The organism is Allofustis seminis DSM 15817 (genome assembly GCF_000374325.1).
Lineage (GTDB): Bacteria > Bacillota > Bacilli > Lactobacillales > Carnobacteriaceae_A > Allofustis > Allofustis seminis.
Genome location: NZ_KB894084.1, coordinates 74099 through 92176 on the forward strand (window position 1 = coordinate 74099; position 18078 = coordinate 92176).

General features: G+C 38.8%; 17 protein-coding genes and 1 rRNA gene. 16 read left to right on the forward strand and 2 right to left on the reverse strand.

Annotated elements, in window-relative coordinates:
• Positions 1 to 39 precede the first annotated feature (39 nt).
• The 6 genes from ndk (at position 40) to C231_RS0105905 (ending at position 7812) form a co-directional block, all read left to right on the forward strand.
• Positions 40 to 438, forward strand: a complete 399-nt coding sequence (gene ndk, locus C231_RS0105880) for a nucleoside-diphosphate kinase (RefSeq protein ID WP_018659704.1) — start codon at positions 40 to 42, stop codon at positions 436 to 438.
• 148 nt (positions 439 to 586) lie between these two features.
• Positions 587 to 1867, forward strand: coding sequence for a UDP-N-acetylglucosamine 1-carboxyvinyltransferase (locus C231_RS0105885; RefSeq protein WP_018659705.1), 1281 nt, complete (start codon positions 587 to 589; stop codon positions 1865 to 1867).
• 3 nt (positions 1868 to 1870) lie between these two features.
• Positions 1871 to 3130, forward strand: a complete 1260-nt coding sequence (gene rho / locus C231_RS0105890; protein WP_018659706.1) for a transcription termination factor Rho — start codon at positions 1871 to 1873, stop codon at positions 3128 to 3130.
• A gap of 266 nt (positions 3131 to 3396) precedes the next feature.
• Positions 3397 to 6525, forward strand: coding sequence for a M14 family zinc carboxypeptidase (locus C231_RS07940; RefSeq protein ID WP_018659707.1), 3129 nt, complete (start codon positions 3397 to 3399; stop codon positions 6523 to 6525).
• A gap of 640 nt (positions 6526 to 7165) precedes the next feature.
• The gene (locus C231_RS0105900) at positions 7166 to 7420 is read left to right on the forward strand and encodes a type B 50S ribosomal protein L31 (RefSeq protein ID WP_018659708.1); all 255 of its coding nucleotides are present in this window, start codon (positions 7166 to 7168) and stop codon (positions 7418 to 7420) included.
• A gap of 101 nt (positions 7421 to 7521) precedes the next feature.
• Complete coding sequence (locus C231_RS0105905) at positions 7522 to 7812, forward strand: rhodanese-like domain-containing protein (RefSeq protein WP_245533381.1); 291 nt, start codon at positions 7522 to 7524, stop codon at positions 7810 to 7812.
• 51 nt (positions 7813 to 7863) lie between these two features.
• Here C231_RS0105905 and C231_RS0105910 read toward each other — a convergent pair whose 3' ends face one another.
• Complete coding sequence (locus C231_RS0105910; protein WP_018659710.1) at positions 7864 to 9159, reverse strand: Mur ligase family protein; 1296 nt, start codon at positions 9157 to 9159, stop codon at positions 7864 to 7866.
• 245 nt (positions 9160 to 9404) lie between these two features.
• On the opposite strand from C231_RS0105910, the gene C231_RS0105915 reads away from it, so the two are divergent.
• From C231_RS0105915 to C231_RS0105935, 5 genes are all read left to right on the forward strand, one after another.
• Entirely contained in the window at positions 9405 to 10463 is a 1059-nt protein-coding gene (locus C231_RS0105915; protein WP_026314379.1) for a D-alanine--D-alanine ligase, read from the forward strand.
• Positions 10464 to 11879, forward strand: a complete 1416-nt coding sequence (locus C231_RS07945; RefSeq protein WP_018659712.1) for a UDP-N-acetylmuramoyl-tripeptide--D-alanyl-D-alanine ligase — start codon at positions 10464 to 10466, stop codon at positions 11877 to 11879. It abuts the gene before it with no gap.
• Positions 11872 to 12222 (forward strand): holo-ACP synthase, encoded by a 351-nt coding sequence (gene acpS, locus C231_RS0105925; RefSeq protein ID WP_018659713.1) that lies wholly within the window; start codon positions 11872 to 11874, stop codon positions 12220 to 12222. Before C231_RS07945 ends, acpS begins: the two co-directional genes overlap by 8 nt.
• A 22-nt stretch (positions 12223 to 12244) precedes the next feature.
• Positions 12245 to 12586 (forward strand): type II toxin-antitoxin system PemK/MazF family toxin, encoded by a 342-nt coding sequence (locus C231_RS0105930; RefSeq protein WP_018659714.1) that lies wholly within the window; start codon positions 12245 to 12247, stop codon positions 12584 to 12586.
• 150 nt (positions 12587 to 12736) lie between these two features.
• Positions 12737 to 13231, forward strand: a complete 495-nt coding sequence (locus C231_RS0105935) for a QueT transporter family protein (protein ID WP_018659715.1) — start codon at positions 12737 to 12739, stop codon at positions 13229 to 13231.
• A 34-nt stretch (positions 13232 to 13265) separates the two neighbouring features.
• Here the strand turns inward: C231_RS0105935 and cbpA are convergent, their stop codons facing one another.
• Complete coding sequence (gene cbpA, locus C231_RS0105940) at positions 13266 to 13901, reverse strand: cyclic di-AMP binding protein CbpA (protein ID WP_018659716.1); 636 nt, start codon at positions 13899 to 13901, stop codon at positions 13266 to 13268.
• A 209-nt stretch (positions 13902 to 14110) separates the two neighbouring features.
• Here cbpA and C231_RS0105945 point away from each other — a divergent pair, with 209 nt between their 5' ends.
• The 5 genes from C231_RS0105945 to C231_RS0105965 form a co-directional block, all read left to right on the forward strand.
• A complete protein-coding gene (locus C231_RS0105945; protein WP_018659717.1) occupies positions 14111 to 15049 on the forward strand; it encodes a metal ABC transporter solute-binding protein, Zn/Mn family in 939 nt (312 codons plus the stop codon).
• A 24-nt stretch (positions 15050 to 15073) separates the two neighbouring features.
• The gene (locus C231_RS0105950) at positions 15074 to 15808 is read left to right on the forward strand and encodes a metal ABC transporter ATP-binding protein (RefSeq protein ID WP_018659718.1); all 735 of its coding nucleotides are present in this window, start codon (positions 15074 to 15076) and stop codon (positions 15806 to 15808) included.
• The gene (locus C231_RS0105955) at positions 15798 to 16676 is read left to right on the forward strand and encodes a metal ABC transporter permease (RefSeq protein WP_018659719.1); all 879 of its coding nucleotides are present in this window, start codon (positions 15798 to 15800) and stop codon (positions 16674 to 16676) included. The genes C231_RS0105950 and C231_RS0105955 overlap by 11 nt, the downstream gene beginning before the upstream one ends.
• A 1-nt stretch (position 16677) precedes the next feature.
• Positions 16678 to 17535: a metal ABC transporter permease gene (locus C231_RS0105960; protein WP_018659720.1), complete on the forward strand. Its 858-nt coding sequence runs from the start codon at positions 16678 to 16680 to the stop codon at positions 17533 to 17535.
• A 416-nt stretch (positions 17536 to 17951) separates the two neighbouring features.
• Positions 17952 to 18078 (forward strand): 16S ribosomal RNA (locus C231_RS0105965); the annotation flags it as partial.

The following is an 18078-nucleotide window of genomic DNA, read 5'->3' on the forward strand; positions in this document are numbered from 1 at the left end:
TTAAAGACGCACGATTTATCAAAATAAAGGAGACTATCAATGGAAAAAACTTTTGTTATTATCAAACCAGATGGTGTAAAGCGCCATCTAATCGGTCAAATCTTGCATGAATATGAACGTAATGGCTTGGAAATTGCCGACATGAAAATGATTCATGCGGATGTTGATACAGTTAAAGCACACTATGCTGAACATGTTGAAAAACCATTCTTCCAAGAATTGGTCGATTATTTAACAAGCGGTCCAATTGTTATCTTGGTCCTTCAAGGCGAAGATGCCGTGGCACGTGTTCGCGCTTTAAATGGTGCTACCAATCCTGAAGAGGCTGGTGTTAACACTATTCGTGCACTATATGCTGTGAGCCTTTCTGAGAATACGGTTCATGCCTCTGACTCTTTAGAGTCTGCTGAACGCGAGATTGGCATTTGGTTTAATTAAAATAGTAAGACACAGTCTGCGGGCTGTGTTTTTTTATTTAGTCGATATTTTTCATTTTGGTGTAATATTCTGCTATAATAGGAATGATCCTTAATTTTAAAGGGTTTGAATGGAGACATTCGATTCTAAAATAAAGTGAGGAATAAACATGACCAAAAAATTAGTGATTCGCGGGAATCATAAATTATCAGGAGAAGTCACTGTTGAAGGTGCCAAGAATAGTACCGTTGCCTTAATTCCGGCAGCAATTTTAGCATCAGAGCCTGTTGTGCTAGACGGTGTCCCTGCAATTCGCGATGTCGATAGCTTAATTGAAATTTTAAATGAAATGAATGTTAAAACATATTTTGAAAATAGTCGACTGATCATTGATCCGACAGAAATGGAGTCTGTTCCGATGCCCCATGGAAAAATCAATAGTTTGCGTGCAAGCTATTATTTTATGGGGGCATTGTTGTCTAAATTTGGCGAAGGTGTCGTTGGGCTTCCGGGGGGTTGTGACCTAGGACCGCGCCCAATTGAACAACATATTAAAGGATTCGAGGCATTAGGTGCTGAGATTGCTAATGTGCAAGGAGCAATGCATATTAAGACCCCACAAGAGGGCCTTGTGGGCACGACTGTCTATTTTGATGTAGTGTCAGTCGGTGCAACGATTAATGTCATGCTTGGTGCAGTTAAAGCAAAAGGCCGCACGATACTTGAAAACGTTGCACGTGAGCCAGAAATCATTGACGTTGCGACCTTATTGAATAATATGGGAGCAAAAATTCGTGGTGCAGGAACCAATACTATTCGCATTGATGGTGTAGATACATTACATGGCACGAATCATACCGTTATTCCCGATCGTATTGAAGCGGGCACCTATCTTTCTATTGCTGCTGCAAATGGCAAAGATATCCTTGTAAAAAATGTTATTGTCGAGCATATCGAAAGCTTGATTGCTAAATTTAAGGAAATGGGAATCCCAATGGAAATCGGTGAAGACAGCATTCGCATTTTCCAGCCGACTGCGCCACTCAAAGGAGTAACAATTAAAGCAGTCCCTTATCCTGGATTTTCGACCGACTTACAGCAACCTATAACACCACTTCTGTTGACAGCACAATCACAGTCCACCATTAATGATACGATCTATCCTAAACGCATCAATCATATTCCAGAATTGCAGCGTATGAATGCCGATATTCGAGTGGAAGGGGACCTCATCTTGATTAATGGGGGTCGCCAGTTGCAAGGGGCCCAAGTAAGAGCAACTGACCTACGTGCGGGTGCTTGCCTAGTCAATGCGGCACTTATGGCAGAAGGAACAACTGAAATTTATGGTGTAGAAAATATTTTGCGAGGTTACTCGCATATTGTCGAAAAATTAACCGCGCTTGGTGCAGACATTGAAATGGTCTACCTCGAAGAAGATGAGGAATAGTCAGTGAAAAAAGACAAATTTTTAACATATGATAAATTACAAGAAAAAACATTAAAAGAAATCTATGAAATGGCGAAAGCGCTAAAAATTCCATACTATAGCCAGATGAATAAAAAAGAACTTTCTTTTGCCGTTATTCGGGCACAAGAAGAAAAACAAGGCTATTTTCAAGTGAGTGGAATCTTGGACAAATTGCCCAATCAAGATTTTGGTTTTTTGCGTCCGATCAATTATTCACATAGTAATGAAGACGTTTATATTTCCGCTTCACAAATGACGCGTTTTGGTTTGCGTGAAGGGGATGAAGTGGCAGGAACGGCACGACCTGCACGTGAAGGGGAGCGTTTCTATGGTCTCTTGAATGTGAAGCGTGTCAACGATAAGAATCCGGAAGAAGCGCGTAACCGCGTACATTTTCCAGCGCTAACTGCACTATATCCTAACCAAAAAATTAAATTAGAAACATCGCGTACACGAATTGCACCACGTATCATCGATTTAATGGCGCCGATTGGCTTCGGACAGCGTGGTCTAATTGTTGCCCCTCCAAAAGCAGGGAAGACAACGATCTTAAAAGAAATTGCTAATGGTATCTCTCAAAGTTATCCAGATGCTGAACTTATCATGTTACTTATTGATGAACGTCCAGAAGAAGTGACAGATATTGAACGAAGCACTCAGGCAGAAGTCGTTCACTCGACATTTGATCAGCAACCACAAAATCATATTCGCATTGCGGAATTGGTCTTGGAACGTGCACGCCGTCTCGTGGAAGATCGGCGGGATGTTGTCATTTTGATGGACTCTATTACGCGGCTGGCAAGAGCCTATAACTTGGTTGAACAGCCAAGTGGACGCACATTGTCAGGCGGGCTTGACCCATCGGCGCTATATGGACCGAAGCGCTTTTTTGGTTCAGCACGAAATGTAGAAGAAGGCGGTAGCTTGACTATTATATCCACTGCACTTGTTGATACGGGCAGTCGTATGGATGATGTTATCTATGAAGAATTTAAAGGGACAGGAAATATGGAGTTGCATCTCTCGCGTCAGTTGGCGGAACGCCGTATATTCCCAGCAATTGATATTTTGAAATCGGGAACGCGTAAAGATGAATTGTTACTTTCTGAGCAAGAACGCGATGCCATCTTTAAAATTCGGCGCGCGATGCCCCAAGATGCACTTGAATTTACAGAGAATTTCGTTCGCAGTTTACGCCAAACAAAAGATAATCAAGAATTCATCAATCAAATCAAAAATTAAAGCAATATTCACCGCTTAACTTAGGCATTAGTTCCGAAGTTAAGCGGTGATTTTCATTTGCAAAGGTCATGTAAAAAAATATATAAATCATTGAAAATAGAACAAATTTAGCGTATAGTACTTTTGTAAAGCAAGCGCGTTTCTTTTTTTGCCAAAAAATGAAAGCGTTTAAATGTTTCAATAAAGGAGGGGGTTTTCCAGAAGAAACGAAGAGAAAAGGTGTTCATGTAGGAAGTTGTAGTTTTCAATAATTAAGGAGGAATATAATGCAAAAGAAAACTGTTCGCTACAACAAAAATTATAGCTTATCTTTAGCGATGGCGGCATTGTTAATTATGACGAATGCAGATGCCGTATCGGCTCAAGAAGAAGTCACTACACCTGTCGTTGATGAAACGGCTCAAGTCGAACCAGCTCACGAAGCAGCACAGACACCAACTGAAGCACCTGCCGAAGAAACACCACAAGCAGAAGCACAGACTGAAACCGTCCAACCAGCAGCAGAAACTACCGAAGCAGCACAACCCGCTGCACAACTGCCAGCTCATGTTCCTGACAATGTCTCTCTTTCGAAACAAACCATCTATATGACAGAAGGTGGCCGTGTCGTTATTGAGGCCTATGTTGGTGATGATGCACAAGTTGACGATTTTGCTTGGATGTATCAAGGCAAACCGCTCGAAGAAGCTCAAATCTGGAACAAAGATACAGGCAAATTCGATGCTGGCAGACTCATTAACTTTGCTCAAGCTCCAACCATTCAAAATGGTGTGCTACGTGCAAAACTTGACTTTGGTTGGTTATTTGGGACACAAGATTTGGAAGACCGTTATGCAGCTGGGGGCAACTTACGTCGTACATTTAGAGAATACATCGGCGAGTATCCATTAGAAATCAAAAACACTAAAAATGGCCAAGTCATCAGCAAAACGATTCATATGTTCCCATTTGAACATTATCTCAGCCACGATGATCTCTACAAAAAAATCAATCAAGTGGCAGAAGATGCAAAACAAAAAACTGATCGTATCGTAAAAGTTGAATCTTACGGTAAAACGGTCGAAGGCCAAGATCAGCTCGTGGGAATCATCGCGAAAAATGAAGCAGTTATTGATCATTATCTCAACGTAACTCATCCGAAAATGCTCCAAAATCCAGATGAATTGCTCGAACTCCTTAAAAAAGGTCAGTTTAATGAGCCAATCGCTGTGATGGTTCACAACACACATGCGGATGAAAAACCAGCACCAGAAATTATCGTCGGCTTATTTGAAAAATTTGCGAAATCTGACGTCATTCGTTACACAACCACTGATGCTGAGGGACACGAAGTAGAAGTGACCTATAACGTTTCTGATTTACTTGATCGTTTGATTTTACTCTTTAGTTTCTTAGAAAACCCAGATGGACATCGCGATATGAAACGCGAACATCCGTCAACAGGACTTGACTTAAACCGCGACCACGGTTATCAAGTATTACCTGAAACGAAAAATATGGTAGCTTTAATCAACAAATGGGATCCTGTATCTTTCTTTGACATTCATGGAAATATGGGAAGCGACCCAATGCTTATTGAACCATGTACGAAACCTCATGACCGTAACTTTGAAGCGGACTTGATCTATCCATTTGCGATTGAACAAGCTCATGCAATTGGTCGTGCACAACTTCATAATGGCGGCTATCAATATATTATTCCTCTACTTGACCGTCAAGATGGTTGGGACGATGCATTCTCAGGATATACAGGTGTCTATGCTGTCTATCAAGGAATCTTCGGTCATACTGTTGAAATTAACGAAATGAATGAACGTACCTATAGAGCAGGCATGACAGGAATTACTGCTGGATTGAGCCATGTTTATCTCAATCTGGATGCGCTCTTAAAAGCAAAACTTACCATCTTCAGCCGCGGTGTCAATAAAATTGATGCACCAACGGTCAATGAATGGTTAGTCGATAATGATGGAAATGGCGCTCGCCCAGAGAACTTCTTCCCTGACTACTATGTCATTCCATTATCACAAGATCAACGCAATATCAAAGGCGCATATGACATGATCGAATATTTCCGTCGCAACGGTGTAAAAGTTAGTGAACTAAAAGAAGATGTTGGCGGATACAAAAAAGGCGATCTCGTTATCAATATGGCACAAGCCAAACGCGGATTTGCTAACCATGTATTATCGATGGGATTTGATGAATCTGTCTATGGCGGTATGTATGCTGAATTAGTAACGAACTTCCCAATTATGCGTGGCTTTGACTCCTATCGTGTTTTAATTGAAGCAGGAAAAGCTGATCCATTTGCAGGACTTTTAGGTGAAGTGACCCATACAAGTGCACCTGTTCATGCACCAGAAAAAGAAACAAACTTCTACTTCATCAAAAACAACTCAAAAGATACGATTCTTGCAATCAATGAAGCAATTAACGCTGGTAAAAAAGTTTATGCAGGCAAAGATGGTTTCTATATTGACAATGACACCTATCAAACATTAAAAAATAAATATTCAATTGCCGCATCATCTGTTGATGGTAACGTTGACGGTCAGACCTTACGTCCATTAAAAGTGTTTGCACCAGATTCAGCACCGAACTATGCACGTATTGTCTATCCATCACAATCCGAAACAGTGCTAAAAGAACTCGGCTATCAAGTAGTTAAAGATATTGAACAAGCCGATGTTGTTGTTATGGATAGCTCGAATTTCGATAAAAAATATCTTGGAGTTAAACCAACAATCGTTCTTGGCGGAAGTGCTGCCGTTGAATTGTCACAAATTATTGACGGTCTAAAAGCAAGCACTACTGACCGTTACTTCTCACATGAAGGATTGCTACGTGTCGATGTTGATAAAGAGAGTCTACTTTCAAGTGGTTATCTAACAGATGATTATATCTACACAAATGAAGCAACTTGGATTGATGATGTACCAGAAGGCTTCAAAGTGCTCATCAGAGTCAAAGATTCGGATGATTTCTATGTTTCGGGTTGGTGGCCAGGACATGATGCAGCACGTGGCAAAGCAATGGGTATCGTTGGAACTTATAACGATGTACCACTCTTTATCTATGCAGGTACACCAGTTAACAAATTCCATACCCAATCGTTCTATCGCTGGTTGAACAATGCGATCGCATTGCAAGGTGTAGAAGAAGCAACAATTACACCAGTTAAACCAGAAGAACCAAAACCAACAACACCTAAAGAAGAAACTAATAAAGAAGGCAAAGAAGAAAACAAAAAACTTAAAGTTACAGAAGCTTCCTTACTTCCTAAATCAGGTGAAGATAGTCCATCACTCCTTGCAGGCGTGATGAGCTTATTAGGTGGACTTGGACTCTTTGCAGCAGTAGATAACAAAAAACGAAAAGCTGCTAAAAAATAAATCAAAGAAATAAATGAGAGATTTCATTTAAATTATTTGAGCCACACCTTTTAAAAGGTGTGGCTTTTTTGTGTGCCAAAAAGGTGATAATAAATAAAAAGTAGACTTTTAAATATGTTATACTAATATTTTTATAACATGTGCTGAGGATTGTAGATTTATCGCTTAAAAAACATTTATCTTTTGGAGAGGCAGAACCTTAAAAGACAGAGTCCTACATCCTCTTGGCAAGTGCATATTGGAGGCAGAAGTGTAAGAATATCATGTGAATGCTTTTAATTACATGGATTAGGACAAGATAGAATAAGTTGGAATAATACCGTAGAAGCACTACATGGGGATGCTATAGAATGCATCGATTTGCTTTCATTAAAAAGAAATATAGTAAATGATTTGCATCTATATAAAGAAGTACAAAAAGTATGCGATTAAATATTGATAAAGTGTGAAGAGCAACTTAACCCCTGTGTAAAGGATCATGCATCGACTTTAATTCGCTCAATTCCCCTATAAAAAGTCGTTGCAATATGACCTCACCCGTGATAAGATAAAGTACGTCGGAATCTTCCGATAAATTTTAGGTCATGTTGAAACAAAAACTATGAAGAATGATACTTCATGGCGCAAGGAGTGAAGATAAATGAAACAAGGAATTCATCCAGAATATCACAAAGTTGTTTTTCGTGATACTTCAACCGGTTATGAATTTTTATCAGGATCTACCAAAACTAGTAATGAAACGGTAGAATGGAGCGATGGAAATACCTATCCACTTATTCGTGTAGAAATTTCTTCCGATTCACACCCATTCTATACTGGCAAACAAAAATTTGCACAAGCCGATGGGCGTATCGACCGTTTCAACAAAAAATATGGTTTATCCGAAGAAGAATAAAAAGCAAAGGACTTACTGGTCAGCATTGCAGCCCATGAGGGGATGTGCCATGACAGTAAGTCTTTTTGTTATAAGAAAGAGTTGGAGGAATGCCTGTGCATATGAGAGAGTTGACGAAGTATCTGGCAAGTGGCAATCACCCTAATTTGAACATTTTAGATGTGTGTTCGCAAGAAGAATTCGCAGCAGGTCATATTCCTGGGGCCATTCATTGGCCGCTTACTGCAATGAATGTAGGAAAATTTCCTAATAACAAATTAGAAACATATTATGTCGTATGTCGTTCAGGTGGGCGCTCAAAATTAGCGGTGGCGCAACTAAAAAAAGAAGGATATATGGCAGTGAATGTTGAAGGGGGCATGCTAGCTTATTGCGGTCCCCTCGCATATTAAAAAATACCCGACCGAGAAGAATGGTGCAACATTCTTTTGGGCCGGGTATTATTATTTTTCTAATAATGCATAAAGTTCGTAAAGCGCAGTATAATTTGCGATAAGATAAGCAGCCTCATCTGCATGTGTAAGAGCCTCCAGTGCAGCATCAGCACTTAATGTTGTTATTTTTTGGTGCTTAAAACCTTGTGCTAGTAGTGATGCTTTTAGCTCTTCATGAGCTTCCCCTGTGATATAGACGTGTTGAAGTGAGTTTATATTGAGCAAATGAAGTTCACAATCATTCAGCCACTTAGCACTTGTGCCATCTGCGGGGCGAGTATTGATGGCAAGCAGTAGATTGAAGGGCTCATTTATTTGTTTTTTGATTGCCATGATAGATTGGTTGAATCCAGCTGGATTCTTTGCAAGGTTTGCAAAAATTTCATGTTCATTAACAATAATACGGTCCATTCGCCCTTTTATAGCGAAGTCTTTTTTTAATCCGCTTTGAATGATATGCGGTTCAATATTGAAAAAGCGTGCAGCACTTGCAGCTGCTAGAGCATTGTATGCGGTATAGATATTGTCTTGTGGAATTGGATAAGTTATGCCATCCATTGCAAATGCGCGCGTTGTTAAATTGACAGCAGTAGCCAAATAATGTGCAGTTGGGGTATGGAAATGGTCATTTTGACAATGGAATATCCCAATATGCTCATAATAATGTGCAGAATAGGTAAGTTGTTTTTGGCAGATTGGACAATTTGCTGCATGTGCGGGTTGTCCAAAATCATCTGCTTCAATTCCGTAGTAAAGTGGTGCATTATTTTCATGATCATTGCCGATTTTCACTAGGCGTGGATCGTTAGCATTCAGCAATAGACGTGGTTTTTTGAGGTGAGGAATCATCTGATTCAAATAAATCATCAGATCATCGGCACTTCCGAAACGGTCTTGTTGATCAGCAAATAGATTATTCATGACAAGTAATGTCGGGGTCATCTGTGCCATAAGTGGCGGAAGCGTTCCTTCATCTACTTCTAAGATAATGGCAAATGCGGATAGATCAAGATTGAGCGGTGAATATTTAATCATTTGCGTTGCAATGCCTTGCATCATATTGGCACCCTCAGCATTTGTTATAACACGTTGATGATCTGCTGCGAAAATTTCAGCAATATAATGTGTAACGGTTGTTTTACCATTTGTCCCTGTTATAAAAATGACGGTATCAGGTTGTTTAAATTTTTTGAGCAGTTGTGGCGCTATTGTGAGCGCAACTTTCCCCGGCAAGCTAGAGCCACGCCCTAAAAGTTGTCCAACAAAAGCGATAAGTTTCCCAATGATTAATGCAATATATACCATATTTTTTTCCTCCTATGTGTTTTACTGTATCATAAAAAAGATAGAAATCGCTATAATTTTTCAAAAAAATGGCTATCTAGTTGTAACCGCTTTCTCCAGCGCGTCCTACATGATACAATAAAATGGAAATTATGCACCAAAATAAAAGAAATCGTCCGTAGATTTCGGGGCATATTTTTCATTAAATTATAGAGCATAATATGATAAAATATATAAGGTATTCCAAAATGAAAGGAACGATTTTTATGCATATTTATTTACTTTATGGTGGCAAGAGTGCGGAACATGATGTATCCATTATTTCGGCCTACCATATTTTACAAGAAATTTATTATAACTATTATGAAGTAACACCTGTTTATATTACAATGGCTGGCCAATGGTTCCAAGGTTCTGCTATTCATGAAAAAGAACAGGTACCATCTATTGGTGAATTGCGGAAAGTTGCTGAAACAGGGACACCTTTTGATCTAAATTCACTGCATGAAGAAGAATGTGTCGTCTTTCCAGTCCTTCATGGTCCGAATGGTGAAGATGGTACGATCCAAGGTCTTTTAGAAATGCTTGCCGTTCCTTATGTTGGTGCTGGGGTATTACCAAGTGCTGCTGGAATGGATAAAATTATGAGTAAGATTTTATTCAAAGAAGCGGGTATTCCAATCTTGCCATTTGTTGCTATTCATCCGGCCTATTGGGAAACAAGTCCCCAAGATGTTATGGACAAAGTTGAAAAAGAATTGGCCTATCCTTATTATGTGAAACCAGCGAACCTAGGTTCCAGTGTTGGTATTTCAGAAGTCCACTCTCGTGAAGAATTAGAAGAAGCGATCGAATTAGCTTTCGAATATGATCATCGCGTACTAGTTGAACAAGGGATCTACGCTCGTGAAGTTGAGGTGGCGGTCTTAGGCAATGAAGATGTGAATACATCAGTTGTTGGAGAACTAGTAAAAGAAACACAATTTTATGATTATGAGTCTAAATATGTCAATAATGAAGTAACTTTACAGATTCCAGCTGACTTATCCGCCCAAGCTTCAACGAAAATTCGCGAATATGCAGCAAAAGCATTTATGGCGATTGATGGTAATGGGTTATCGCGCGCTGACTTTTTTGTGACAAATGAAGAAGAAATCTTCATCAATGAATTGAACACATTCCCAGGTTTTACACCAATTAGTATGTATCCAAAATTATGGGAAGCAACGGGCTTGGCTTATGGCGATCTGATTGAAGAGTTGATTCAACTGGCACTCAAACGATTTAAAATGCGTCAAGCACGCTATGGAAAGGCTAGAAATTAAATGAAAAAAACAATCAAATGGACGGTCAAAGAAATTGCTGATGCAGTTCATGGGACACTTAATGATGTGGAAAAATTTGGTGCTATTGAGATCTCATCCGCTCATTTTGATACGCGTCAGTTAGAAGCAGGCGCATTATTCATTCCATTAAAGGACAAACGCGATGGTCATGATTTTGTTGCGCAAGCTATCGAAAAAGGTGCAGCAGCTACTTTGTGGGAAGGCCACGTTGCTGGGGCACCGACAGATTTTCCAGTTATTTTTGTGGCAGATGCTCATAGCGCAATGAATCATTTAGCCCAGCATTATCTTAAAAAAACACAGGCAAAAGTCGTTGCAATTACTGGTTCTAATGGCAAGACAACGACAAAAGATTTAGCAGCTAGTGTGCTAAGTCAGCGCTTTGATGTATATAAAACACAAGAGAATTATAACAATCAAATTGGTGTTCCAAAGACAATTTTAGACATGCCTATTTATACAGAAATTGTGGTCTTGGAAATGGGAATGGATCGTCCAGGAGAAGTGGAAAGCTTAGCAAGTTTGTTTCATCCAGATGTGGCGGTCGTGACCATGATTGGTGAGTCGCATATTGAATTTTTCAAAACGCGAGAGAATATTGCCAAAAATAAAATGGCGATTGCTAAAGGCTTGCGCCCATATGGCATCTTATTATATTTAGAAGATGAGCCACTCCTTAAGGCGCTTTCTTCACAAGTTGCTAACACCATTACACAGCGCACATTCGGTTTTTCGCCGAATGCAACCTTTTCAGCGGATCAAGTAGAAGAATTCATGCACAAAACAACTTTCCATTTAAAAGGGCATGCTGAAGAGGACGAATGGGAGATTCCAATTCCTGGACGTCATAATGTGAGCAACGCTTTAGCAGCGATTGGCATCGGGAGAAGTTTCGGACTTGATTGGTCCGAAATAAAAAAAGGATTAGCACAAGTAGATTTGACTAAAAATCGTCTTGAATGGTTGGAAGGAATCAATGGGGTAAATATTTTAAATGATGCTTATAATGCAAGCCCAACATCAATGAAAGCGGCATTACAATATTTTGCACATTTAAAAGGTGATGGTCGTAAGATAGCAGTCATTGGTGATATGCGTGAATTAGGTGAGAATTCCGCTGCACTTCATGCTGCATTGGCAGATAGTGTAGACTTTGCAACTTTTGATATTGTTTATTTATATGGCACAGAAATGGCATCTCTTTATGAAGTGCTAAGTACACAACTTCCTCCGCAACGTGTCAAATATTTTGCAAAAGATAAAATGGCATTGGTCTCGGCTCTTAAAGCGCAACTGACTGAAAAGGATCAAGTGCTTATAAAATCAAGTTTCGGAACAGGACTTTTAAGTATTGTCGATGATTTGAGAATTGGTCAAGGATCTTCTCATGATTAGAGGTATTGGTATTGATCAAGTGGAACTTTCAAGGATTGAATCGCTTCTGAATAAAATGTCATTTGCTAAACGAATTCTAACGCCAAAAGAGTACTATGTCTTTGAACGCATGACGGACAAAAGACAACTGGAATTCTTGGCAGGGCGCTTCGCTGCAAAAGAAGCATTTAGCAAGGCATGGGGGACGGGCATCGGCGGGGTATCATTTCAAGAGATTGAGATTTTGAATGATACAGCAAGTGGTGCACCCTTTGTGAGCGAGAGCCCGCATGGTGGAGCTTGTCATGTATCCATCACGCATACACGACTTGCAGCAACGGCTATCGTCATTTTGGAACATTGAGAATAAGGAGAGAACGTTAGCGATGATTAGACGTGGTGAGATTTATTATGCTAATTTATCACCTGTCGTAGGGTCAGAGCAAGGTGGAATGCGTCCAGTATTAATTATTCAAAATGATACTGGCAACAAGTTCAGTCCAACAGTCATTATTGCACCAATTACGACTAAGACAGAGGAAGAGTTGCTACCAGTTCATATCGAAATTGAAGATACACCACATCTTGAAAAGCACTCACTCGTGTTATTGGAGCAAATTCGTACCATTGATAAATCGCGTCTAACAGATCGGTTGACGATTTTAGATGCACATCAAATGACACAGATTGATCGTGCCCTACTCTTAAGCTTGGGATTAAATGAATAGAAAAAGATAAAGTCGCCCATTTATGGGCGACTTTTTTGCATGCATTGGCAAAGCAATTAAAACGTGATACAGTAGTAATTGTTGCAAGTTAGCAACCGTGGTTCGGAAGATATTACCCACGTAAACTATACTATTCTAGGAGGAATTTTTATGAAATTGTCCACACGTCAACTTGTCATCAATGCCCTTTTTGCAGCAGTTTATATTGTTATTACAATTTTTCTGCCATCTTATGGAAGTTTGCAACTGCGACTTTCTGAGATGTTTGCCCATTTGCCACTTTTCAATAAGAAATATGCATATGGTTTGCTTTTGGGGGTGGCCATTGCTAATTTTCAATCAGGGTTTGGGGTATATGATGTGATATTTGGGACATTACATAGCGCCATTTCGCTACTGATTGTCTTTTTGTTGACGAAAAAAATAAAGTCCATGTCCAAGAAATTGGTGCTCAACAGTATGATTTTTGCAGCGATGAGTTTTATTGTGGCAGGTATGATTGCTTATCTTACGCAAGATTGGGTTGCTTTTTGGGTAATATATGCAAGTATTGCAGCAAGTATCGCAATTGTGATGCTTGCAACAGCGCCTATTATCTTGGCACTTGACAAGCATATTCATTTTAGACAATTAATGATGAAATAAAAAAGGCTCTCAGCAATTTGCTGAGAGTCTTTTTTTAATTTTCGGAAATTTTTTCGGCAGATAAAATGCCATATCCTTTTTTATCGAGGTCTTGTTTTAATTGTGTGACGGTTGCTTCAGTAATTCCTGGCTCAAGTGTGATAATCATACGCTTGATCGAAATTTCAGCATCTAAATCTAATGTGATACAGCTCATAATATTGCTATAGCGATTGACCGTACGTGAGATTTCTGTCAAATCGCCACGTTCACCAGGCGCTGCAATGGTTAAAACGTAGCTGCCACGATTAATTTTCCATGATTGTTCCAATAAATTAATCAAAGCTCCATGAGTCAAGATGCCATAAAAATGTCCTTCTTCATCCAAAACTGAAATATAAGGTAAATCTTTAATCATAAAAAATATTTCAAAAAAAGATGAATTTGTATGGATAAATTTTGTGGCATTTTTCAGCAAATGTGTAACAGGCAAGCTCATATCGCCACCATTTGCTTTATGACGATAAATGTGCATTTTATAAATGTTTCCGCGGTAAATTTTGCCGCTTTCGTCTAAAACTGGCACGCAACGATAACCGAATTCTTCAAGTAAATCGATTGCTTCTTGCAGTGTGATGGTTTCAGGTACCGTACGTACTTTAGATTTTGGCACAGCAAGTTGTTTAATCATATAGATCCCCCTCCATTATTCTATACTAATCATTTTAACACATTTTTAATAATGGTAAACAAAAATATGATACTTTGATAGGAACAGCTTCTTTTGCTATATGCATTACGTTAGATGGTGTAGAATAAAAAAACAAAACACTTGATATTTTAGTTATACCTAAATATAATGTTATAAGTAACTAAAAATAAAAAAGGAGGAAATTTCTGATGAAGAAATTTATTAAAACGCTTTTTTCAGCGTTCTTTGTATTTATGTTAATGGCTTGCGGCAATGGCAAGTCCGATAAAAAAGTAGAGGATAAAGGAGCATCAGGCGACAAGCCAACGGTAACAACGACAACTTCATTCCTTTATGATATGACAAAACAGCTAGCAGGAGATAAAGTGACAGTAGAACTTATCATTCCAGCTGGGGAAGATCCACACCTTTATGAAGCCAAACCAGAAGATTTGGAAAAATTAAGTAGCGCAGATTTAGTGCTTTATCATGGACTTCATTTTGAAGGTAAAATGGTTGATGCTTTAGAAGCAACGGGTGTCGCCGTAGCGAAGAATTTCACAAAAGAAGAAATTGGTGAAATGGATGAAGGCGGCCAGATGGTTGTTGACCCACACTTTTGGTTTGATATTGATTTATACAAAAAAGCAGTGGATGTCGCAGCAGATGAATTAGCAAAACTTACTAAAGATGATTCTATCCGCGAAAAAGCAGAAGAGTATAAAGGTGAATTAGACAAATTAGATGAATATAATCGCACAGAATTAGATAAAATTTCTGCAGAATCACGTTATCTTATTACACCACATGATGCCTTTAACTACTTCTCACGTCATTATGGTATGGAAGTTGTTGCCCCTCAAGGAGTGTCAACAGACTCAGAAGTTTCAAACACTAACATTCAAGAAACCGTTGATTTTATTATTGAACATAAAGTCAAAGCAATTTTTGCGGAATCAACGACAGACCCTGCACGTATGGAAAAAATTCAAGAAGCATGCAAAAAACAAGGGTTTGATGTAACAGTTGTACAAGGTGAAGGTGAAGAATTATTCTCTGATTCACTTGCACAAGAAGGAAAAGATGGCGATAATTATATTGATATGTATAAACACAACGTTGATTTAATGGTAAAATACTTAAAATAATAGAAAGTCAAGGTAGTGAAGCATATGGGAAAAGACACTGTAACCATCAGCAATTTAACGATGGCTTATCAAAAAGAAAATGTTCTTGAAGACATCAATATGACAATCCCGAACAATTGTAAAATGGCAATTATTGGACCAAACGGTGCAGGAAAGTCTACATTATTAAAAGGCATTTTAGAGCTTTATCCAACGATCACTGGCGAAGTGAGTTTTTTCGATAAACCTTATCAAGAAGTGTATAAACGGATTGCCTATGTGCCCCAAGAGGGTGAAGTGCAATGGAATTTCCCAACGACAGTGGAAGATGTCGTCTTAATGGGTCGTTATGTGTATTCTGGCTTTTTATCACGCTATTCAAAAGAAGATAAAAAAGCTGCAAAAGATGCACTTGAAAAAGTAAAGATGTTGGAGTTTCGCAATCGACAAATTTCCGAACTTTCTGGCGGCCAACGACAGCGCGTCTTTCTTGCCAGAGCCATTGCCCAAGATGCTGATTTATATTTCTTGGATGAGCCACTCAAAGGGGTAGATATTAATACAGAGCACCTCATTATGGATATCTTAAATGATTTTCAATCAAAAGGACGAACCATCGTTGCGGTGCATCACGATTTGTCTACTGTTCGAGATAATTTTGATTATGTAGCGATTATGAACAAAACCTTGCGCCATTACGGACCGACAGAAAAAGCTTTCACAAAAGAAGCAATTAATGCGGTCTATCAGAGTAAGGTGGGCGATATTTATGGATATTAGCATTTTATCTCAATATACTTTTCAAGTTGTGGCGGTAGGGACCATCTTTCTTGGTCTTGCAGCTGGGGCAGTTGGTGCTATTCCTGTGTTGAAAGGGCAAAGTTTGATTGGTGATGCAATTGGTCACTCTTCTTATTTAGGAATTGTGGGAATTTTTATGATTATTCAAACGCGTAATCCCGCGATCTTAGCACTTGGTTCCTTTATTTCGGGATCACTTGCCTTTTTCTGTATTCAAACCATTGGTCAGCACAAAAAAATTGAAATGAATAATGCGCTAGCCTTTGTCCTATCTTCATTTTTCGGGATGGGGATGGTGCTTAAATCTTACATTCAAGGGCATCCGTCATATCAGGAAGTATCACAGGCTGGGTTGCAAAATTATATCTTTGGACAAGCTTCGTATATTATGAAAGATGATACGCTGCTTATTATGATTGTTGCAGCCTTGGCGCTAATGATGCTTATTGTTTTTTTCAAAGAATTCAAAATTTATATATTTGATGAAGTCTATGCGAAGACGGTAGGAATCAGTGCTAAATATTTACGCTGGATAACACTTATAATGTGTATGTTGCTGATTTCTGTAGGTTTGAAAGCAGTAGGTGCGATTTTAATTTCATCAATGCTTATTGTTCCAACCATCGCCGCGCTCCAGTGGACGGATGATTTTGGACATGTTTTAGGTATTGCTGCTTTTGTGGGTGGTTTTTCTGCCTTTTTCGGCACCTATCTCTCGTCTACTATTCATAATATGCCAACTGGGCCGGCCATTACCGTTGTGATGTGTAGTATGTGTTTCTTGTCCATTCTCTTTGGTCCTAAAGGATTAGTGTCAAACAAAATCAAGCAAAGAGGTGGGGAATAAGATGAATGCATTAATGATGAGCACTTTAATAATTTTGGTTTTGGCAGGCTTAACATGTGCCAATATTGGAACATTTGTTGTATTACGTAATCAGTCGATGATTACGGATGCATTGAGCCATACGGTACTTTTAGGTATTGTGATTGCCTTTTTAATCGTACCGAACATGGACTCCCCGCTACTTCAAGTAGGCGCTGCACTTGTAGGAGTATTAACAGTATATTTAATTGAATGGATTATTCAAAAAACGACCGTTCAAAATGATGCAGCAACGGGGCTTGTTTTCACCTTTTTATTTTCCGTTGCAGTAATTATTTTATCGAAATATATGCGAAATGTTCACTTGGATGTTGATTGTGTACTGATGGGCGATATTATTTTTGCGCCGCTGAATACTCAAGAATTCTTGGGCATGGTTGTGCCTAAGAGCATTGTTTCCACTGGAACATTGTTCATTGTTGATATTATTTTTATCGCATTATTTTGGAAAGAATTAAAAATTTCGATTTTTGACCCAGGATTTGCAAAAACGGCGGGAATTAAATATGGTTTATTAAACTTTGCATTTATGTTTCTTGTCTCATTAACTACAGTGATTAATTTTACAATCGTAGGATCTATTTTAGTCATCTCATTTTTTGTAGCACCTGCTATGACGGCGCAGCTCTTTACGAAAACAATTAAATCCATGTATCTATGGACATTAGCGATTGCTACACTGAATTGTACTATTGGCTTTTTTGTAGCGACAGCACTTAATGTTTCTATGGCAGGAATGTGTGCAACTGTTGCATTCTTTACTTTCGGTCTATGCTTTGTTGCAAAACGGTGGCTAAAATACAAACGATTTACAGCTTAAGATTTTAATTTACATTTTATAAGAGATCCCCTATTTCTTTTTAAAATGTTGTAAATGTAAAGAGAGTTGATCGCGATCAGCTCTCTTTATTTTTGACTGGATTCATTAAATGTTCGTGTAAAATAATTTAGTGAGTGACTGCTGAGAGGGAAATAATAGCGATCATAAAGTACTAAACACTAAATTGTCCAAAAAAATTCAAAAAATCGTTGACACCTATTTTTTTACATGCTATGATATTTAAGTCGCGTTCGATAAAGCAACGCAGGCATAGATCTTTGAAAACTGAACAAAGTAATACAACCAAATTGTGCAAGGGTCTTTTGAATATTCCATTCATTAGACACCAACCAAAACCAAAACATTAATTTTGAGCAATCAAACCTTTGGGATGAACAGTGTTCATCCCCTCATTAAAAATTGAGAGTTTGATCCTGGCTCAGGACGAACGCTGGCGGCATGCCTAATACATGCAAGTCGAACGATGAACTCTCTGCTTGCAGAGAGGGATGAGTGGCGGACGGGTGAGTAACACGTGGGAAA

Coding starts and splice junctions, on each gene's coding strand:
- ndk (WP_018659704.1), top strand. CDS start 40: ATGGAAAAAACTTTTGTTATTATCAAACCAGATGGTGTAAAGCGCCAT.
- C231_RS0105885 (WP_018659705.1), top strand. CDS start 587: ATGACCAAAAAATTAGTGATTCGCGGGAATCATAAATTATCAGGAGAA.
- C231_RS07940 (WP_018659707.1), top strand. CDS start 3,397: ATGCAAAAGAAAACTGTTCGCTACAACAAAAATTATAGCTTATCTTTA.
- C231_RS0105900 (WP_018659708.1), top strand. CDS start 7,166: ATGAAACAAGGAATTCATCCAGAATATCACAAAGTTGTTTTTCGTGAT.
- C231_RS0105905 (WP_245533381.1), top strand. CDS start 7,522: ATGAGAGAGTTGACGAAGTATCTGGCAAGTGGCAATCACCCTAATTTG.
- C231_RS0105910 (WP_018659710.1), bottom strand. CDS start 9,159: ATGGTATATATTGCATTAATCATTGGGAAACTTATCGCTTTTGTTGGA.
- C231_RS0105915 (WP_026314379.1), top strand. CDS start 9,405: ATGCATATTTATTTACTTTATGGTGGCAAGAGTGCGGAACATGATGTA.
- C231_RS07945 (WP_018659712.1), top strand. CDS start 10,464: ATGAAAAAAACAATCAAATGGACGGTCAAAGAAATTGCTGATGCAGTT.
- acpS (WP_018659713.1), top strand. CDS start 11,872: ATGATTAGAGGTATTGGTATTGATCAAGTGGAACTTTCAAGGATTGAA.
- C231_RS0105930 (WP_018659714.1), top strand. CDS start 12,245: ATGATTAGACGTGGTGAGATTTATTATGCTAATTTATCACCTGTCGTA.
- C231_RS0105935 (WP_018659715.1), top strand. CDS start 12,737: ATGAAATTGTCCACACGTCAACTTGTCATCAATGCCCTTTTTGCAGCA.
- cbpA (WP_018659716.1), bottom strand. CDS start 13,901: ATGATTAAACAACTTGCTGTGCCAAAATCTAAAGTACGTACGGTACCT.
- C231_RS0105945 (WP_018659717.1), top strand. CDS start 14,111: ATGAAGAAATTTATTAAAACGCTTTTTTCAGCGTTCTTTGTATTTATG.
- C231_RS0105950 (WP_018659718.1), top strand. CDS start 15,074: ATGGGAAAAGACACTGTAACCATCAGCAATTTAACGATGGCTTATCAA.
- C231_RS0105955 (WP_018659719.1), top strand. CDS start 15,798: ATGGATATTAGCATTTTATCTCAATATACTTTTCAAGTTGTGGCGGTA.
- C231_RS0105960 (WP_018659720.1), top strand. CDS start 16,678: ATGAATGCATTAATGATGAGCACTTTAATAATTTTGGTTTTGGCAGGC.